Here is a 5,655-nt window from a genome sequence, read left to right as displayed (position 1 = left end):
CCGCGCAACGACCCGACCGGGAAGATCAACGGCATGTTCGTGTCGATGATGCAGACCAGCTCGGAGACCCAGCACAAGCGTGACTTCGCCATCGCCGTGCGCGGCTTCGAACTGTATGTGAAGTAGCATTGGAACTCATTCCGGTCGCCTAACACCCCCCTGGCGGATCGTCTCGCGACGCGGCACGATCCGCCCGCACATTAGCGGGAGCGGAGTTTGGCTGGTCGGGTAACGGATCGTGTGGCGGTGGTATTCGGTGCGGCGCGCGGTATCGGCGCCGCCATAGCCGGCCGGCTGGCCGAAGAGGGAGCCATTGTCTGGATCGCCGATGGAAAGGCGGTCGAGGGCGAGCAGACTGCACAGCAGGTCGGTGGTCACTTCATGCCGTGCGACGTGTCCGAGGAACGTGACGTTGAGGCGGTGATTTCGGCGATTGTCGAGGCCCATGGGCGTCTCGACATCTGCATCCAGAATGCCGGCATCTTTCCGGAGACGGCGCTGGATGAGATATCGACGGCCGAATGGGACAAGGTGCTGGCGGTCAACCTTCGTGGCTCCTTCCTCGCCGTTCGGACGGCGTTCGGCCCGATGAAGCAGCAAGGCTATGGCCGGATCGTCCTCACCACCTCCATCACGGGGCCACGGGTCGTGCCGCCCAAGCACGCCCACTACGCGGCGTCGAAGGCCGGGCTGATCGGCCTGATCAAAGCAGCGGCACTGGAGGGTGCGCCGTTCGGCATCACGGTGAATGGCGTGGAACCTGGCAACGTGCTGACCGAGGGCATGCGGGCGGAGCGCTCGCAGGACTTCATCGACGGCATGGCGGCGGCCATTCCGCTGAAGCGGCTGGCCGACCCTCGGGAGGTCGCGCACAGCTTCCTATTCCTCGCCTCGGACGAGGCGGCCTATGTGACCGGGACCACCATCGTGGTTGACGGCGGCCAGACTCTTCCGGAGGGCAAGGCGTGACGACCCCACTTCTCGCAATCGACCATGTGGCAAGGCGCTTTGGTGCGGTAACCGCGCTTGCGGATGTAAGCTTCGAAGTGATGCCGGGCGAAGTCATTGCGCTGCTCGGCGACAACGGCGCAGGCAAGTCGACGCTCATCAAGATCATCGCCGGAACACAGCCACCCTCGTCCGGACGGATCCTGTGGAACGGCAGCGAGATCGCCATGAGCGGTCCGGCCGATGCGAAGTCACTGGGCATCGAGACGGTCTATCAGGACCTGTCGCTGGCGCCCAATGTCGACGTGGTCGGCAACTTTTTCATGGGACGCGAGCTGACCCGCCGGTTCGCCGGGATCAGCTGGCTGCGCGAGAAGGAGATGGAGGAGACGACGCGCTCGGCGCTGGCGAGACTTGGCACCAAGATCCCGGACGTGCGGGCCAAGGTCGAGAACTTGTCGGGCGGGCAGCGCCAGGCCATCGAGCTCTGCCGCTTCGTCCATTTCGGCGGCAAGCTCGTGCTCCTCGACGAGCCGTTCGCGGCCCTCGGCGTGGAACAGACCCGCAAGGGGCTGGACATGATCGAGCGGGTTCGGCGCGAGGGCATTTCGGTCGTCGTGATCACCCACAACGTCCTTCATGCCTTGCAGGTCGCTGACCGGATGGTGGTGCTGCGACAGGGCCGGGTGGAGGGAGTCCGGATGCGCGCCGAGACCTCGCACGATGAGTTGATCGAGCTGATCACGGGCGACGCGGCGCTGGCCAGGCCGCAGAACCTGCAATGATCAGCCGCTTGGCGCGCTCTGGGCACGGGCGTTCTCCGCCCCGGTATTGATCACGACGATCATGGCCGCGCGTGCCGCCTCGGCGTCACGCGCTTCGATTGCCCGGAAGATCGTACGGTGCTGGGCCGCCGAGTGGCGAAGCTGCTCAACTCCCTGAACCGGGGTCGATCTGGCGAACGCCGCGCCCAGGGCGGCCTCGATCAGTCCACCAAGCGACTGCAGGAACGGATTGCCCGATGCCTCGGTGATGGCGACATGGAAGGCCAGATCGCACTCGATGAAGGCGTGGCGCTCTGTGCACGCCGCCATGGCGGTGACCGTCTCACGCAGTTGCTCTACCTGCTTGGCACTGCGCCGTTGGGCGGCCAGCGCCGCGGCCTCGGGCTCCAGGGCGCGCCGGACCTCGAACAGCGAAGCGATGAATCGCTGGTCCATGCCGAGTCGGGTGCGCCATTCCAGCAGTTCCGCATCGAACATGTTCCAGAACCGTTCCGGCATCACCCAGGTGCCGACCTTCGTCTTCGATGCGACCAGGCCCTTGGCTGCGAGCGTCTTGAACGCCTCGCGCTGGACCGTCCTGGACACCTTGTAGCGCTCGGCCAGTTCGTCCGGGGGCGGCAGCAGCTCTCCGATCCTGAACTCGCCTTTGAGGATGTCGAGGCCGATCCCCTCGGTCATGGCGCGATGCGCCGACTGCACAGCCGTCTTCGAGCGGCCTTGCGCCTTCGCCATGCTCATTGTTCCCACCTACCCTGTTGAAAGAAGGTGATGGTCACGGCGGGGTCCGCGTCAAGCTCGCTCCGGCGTGTCATCCACTAAAGGGTGAGACCTGTCTTCCGCCCCTCGTAGATCGCGAGGCTGGCCCGCCGCGAGGCCACGGCATCACCAATGCATGCCACCGGGACTCCTTCCTGCGCCTTGCGCGCCAGACGGTCGTTTGCAATTGGAGTCGTCGCCAGCACAAGCGTCCCAAAGCGTTCGGTCCTCGTCTCACCCGAAAGCAGGTCGAGCAGCCGTGCACCGTCCTCCAGCCACGCATCGAGAGCGGTATAGGGCGACAGCCTGCCGCCAGCCTGCACGAAGCGCCGGCGCAGCGGGCCGTCGGCGGTACTGTTGGCCAGACCCCTGGCGACCTCGCCGTCCGGTGTAGCGATGGTCACCCGATGGCCCCGCTCCTGCAGGAGGATCGCCGTGCCGATCCCGCGCCAGTTGCCGAGGTCGTCCAGGACCAGAACGTCCGGCTCGATCTGCAGGCGTCGCGCCGCGGGGTCATCGAGCACGTCCTCAATGTCCAACACGTTGCGGCGCTCGATCCCCTCCAGGCGCCGCCGGTCCGGAAGGGCACGCTGATAGCCATTACGCGCCGGCAGCGCACCGGTGGCGACCACGACCTCGTCATATCCAGTCAGGCTTTCCACACCTGCCTCGACACCGAGCCGGATCTCGACCTGCAGGCTCATGAGCTGGCGGCGGTACCAGTCGAGAAGCTTGCCGATCTTCTCGCGCGCAGGCTGCCGTGCCGCCAGACGGAAGCGGCCTCCAAGCTCATGGCTGCGCTCGATGAGCGTGACCCGATGGCCTCGCTCGGCTGCGACACGCGCCGCCTCCATCCCGGCTGGCCCGCCACCGATCACCAGGACCCGGCGTGGCACGGTCGTGCGCTGGAACCGGTCGCCACCCCACATGAATTCCCGGCCGGCCGATGGGTTGACCAGGCATGAGATCCAGTAGTCCCGGGCGCGCCTGCCCCAGCAGAGCTGGTTGCAGGCGATGCAGGGCCGAACGTCGTCCGGCCGCCCCGCCTGCGCCTTCGCCACCAGCCACGGGTCGGCGATCTGTCCACGCACGATGCTCACCATGTCGGCGCAGCCGGCGGCGACAAGCGCCTCCGCATCCTCCGCCGTGGTGATTCTGCTCTCCGCTTGCACCTTGGCATGGCGCACGACCCCCTTCAAAGCAGCCGCGAACGGCTCGCCCAGGCGGTCCGGATAAGGCGACGTCGCGATGATGCTGGCGAAGTCGAAATAGCTGCCCGTACCACAGGTGACATAGTCGATCAGCCGGCGCTCGTCGTGCCAGGCAACCGCCGCCAGGAGTTCATCGAGCGTCAGGCAGCCGGGAGTGTCGGGATCGGCGGAGACAGCGAGCCCGACGACGAAGTTCTCGCCACAGGCTTGGCGCAGCCGGTACAGCAACTCGCCGGAAAAGCGCATCCGCTTCTCGAAGCTGCCCCCGTAATCGTCCGTCCGCCGGTTGGTGAGCGGGGTCCAGAACTGGTCGATCAGGGCATTGTAGGCTGCGAACAACTCGACGCCATCGAAGCCCGCGTCCTTGGCACGCAGGGCGCAGCGGATGAAGGCGTCCTGGATCTCTGCGATCTCCGTCAGGGTCATCGCATGGCTGCCGTCTGCGTCGTGAAACGACGGTGCTCCCGATGGCGACCAGTTCGGCGCGAAGCTGTTGTCGGCATCGCCATGAGCGCCGACATGGTAGAGTTGCTGGATCATGACCGTGCCGTAGGCCTTGCACGCTCCGACCAGCTGCCGGAACGCAGGCACTACCCGGTCGTCGTCCGGCAGGTAGTTGCCTCGGGTCAGCACGGCAGTCTCGTGCACCGGCACGGGCTCCACGACGATCATGCCAGCACCACCCCTGGCGCGCTCCAGGTAGTATCCGGCGGTGCGCTCCGACGGCAGCCCGCCTTCCGCCATGTTGTTCGTGTGTGCGCCGAAGACGACGCGATTCTTCAACGTGCAGTTGCGGATCGTCAGCGGCGTAAACAGGTTCGGGAACATGCTCTGACCTTCTCGCTGCCTGCGTCGTACGAGCCTGCGCATCAATGCGGCGATCGGCAAGCCGCGCTGCTTGACTGTGCCTCCGTCCGATCGTTCGATCGGAGACGTCCAGATATTCAGGGGATCCCTCGATGCGCCTCAGCCGTCGTGATGTGAGCATGCTCCTTGCCGCCGCCGCAGCCCTCGGGGCCGCTCGCCCCGCATCCGCGCAAAGCAAGGGCAAGATCGTCTACATGATCCCGACCCTTCTGGACGAGTTCCAGACCGAGAGCCAGAAGGCGGTAGAATCCGTCTTCAAGTCGCTGGGTTACGAGGTGACCTCCGTCGATGCGCAGAACGATGCGGCCCGGCAGCTCTCGCAGCTGGAGGACATGATCAACACCAAGCCCGACGCGGTCATCATGAACGCGGTGGCATTCGATTCGATCGTACCAGGGATCGAGAAGGCACGGGCAGCCGGCATCAAGGTCCTGAACTTCGACCGGCTGATCACGTCGACCCAGTTCGAGCTGACGTCCGTCGCGGGAACGGTCGCGATGGGCGAGCTGGCAGCCGCGGAGGCGACCCGGCTCCTGAAGGAGCGGCATGGCTCGGCCAAGGGTAAGGTGCTGCAGATCCTGGGCGATCCCGGCGACAACTACACGCTGGACATTCAAAAGGGCTTCGAGGCCGTCATGGCCAAGGAAGCGCCCGACGTCGAAATCATCACCAAGGCAGCTTTGCTCTGGGAGCCGACCAACGCTGGCCGCGTGTTCGAGGACCAGCTCCTGGTCACACAGGACATCGACCTCGTGTTCTGCCATGCGGCGCACCTGACCGTGCCGATCGTGTCGATCATGGAAGGCAAGGGCATGAAGCCCGGCGAGATGATGCTCATGGCGTCCAATGGTGCCCCGGTGGGCCTGGACAACATCCGTAACGGCTGGCAGCAGGCCGAGATCGAGCAGCCGACCTACGCCCAGGTCTATGGCCTCGCCATGTTCATCGATAAGATCATCGCTGGCGAAGAACTCCAGACCGGCAGCTACAAGGTGCTGGGGCTGGATGCGACGCTCACCAACGAGGACTGGGGCCCGAACCTCAAGATCCCCGGTGCGGCGATCACCAAGTCGAACGTCGACGACCCG

General features: G+C 65.6%; 5 protein-coding genes. 3 read left to right on the top strand and 2 right to left on the bottom strand.

Annotation, left to right across the window (positions count from 1 at the left end; translation table 11 throughout):
- The first annotated feature begins 216 nt into the window (after positions 1 to 216).
- On the top strand, positions 217 to 969 hold the full coding sequence (locus VHL31_RS23615; RefSeq protein ID WP_329663704.1) for an SDR family oxidoreductase: 753 nt from the start codon (positions 217 to 219) through the stop codon (positions 967 to 969).
- The gene (locus VHL31_RS23610; RefSeq protein WP_329663703.1) at positions 966 to 1,733 is read left to right on the top strand and encodes an ATP-binding cassette domain-containing protein; all 768 of its coding nucleotides are present in this window, start codon (positions 966 to 968) and stop codon (positions 1,731 to 1,733) included. The genes VHL31_RS23615 and VHL31_RS23610 overlap by 4 nt, the downstream gene beginning before the upstream one ends.
- Here VHL31_RS23610 and VHL31_RS23605 read toward each other — a convergent pair whose 3' ends face one another.
- A complete protein-coding gene (locus VHL31_RS23605) occupies positions 1,734 to 2,465 on the bottom strand; it encodes a FadR/GntR family transcriptional regulator (RefSeq protein WP_329663702.1) in 732 nt (243 codons plus the stop codon).
- A gap of 83 nt (positions 2,466 to 2,548) precedes the next feature.
- Complete coding sequence (locus VHL31_RS23600; protein ID WP_329663701.1) at positions 2,549 to 4,528, bottom strand: FAD-dependent oxidoreductase; 1,980 nt, start codon at positions 4,526 to 4,528, stop codon at positions 2,549 to 2,551.
- A gap of 131 nt (positions 4,529 to 4,659) precedes the next feature.
- Here VHL31_RS23600 and VHL31_RS23595 point away from each other — a divergent pair.
- Positions 4,660 to 5,655, top strand: a 996-nt coding sequence (locus VHL31_RS23595; RefSeq protein WP_329663700.1) for a sugar ABC transporter substrate-binding protein, incomplete at its 3' end; no start/stop codon positions are given.

The sequence above is a fragment of the Geminicoccus sp. genome (assembly GCF_036263595.1).
In the GTDB taxonomy this organism is placed as follows: Bacteria; Pseudomonadota; Alphaproteobacteria; order Geminicoccales; family Geminicoccaceae; genus Geminicoccus.
The sequence above is the reverse complement of the archived record's forward strand: the minus strand, read 5'-3'. Positions and strand labels throughout refer to the sequence as shown.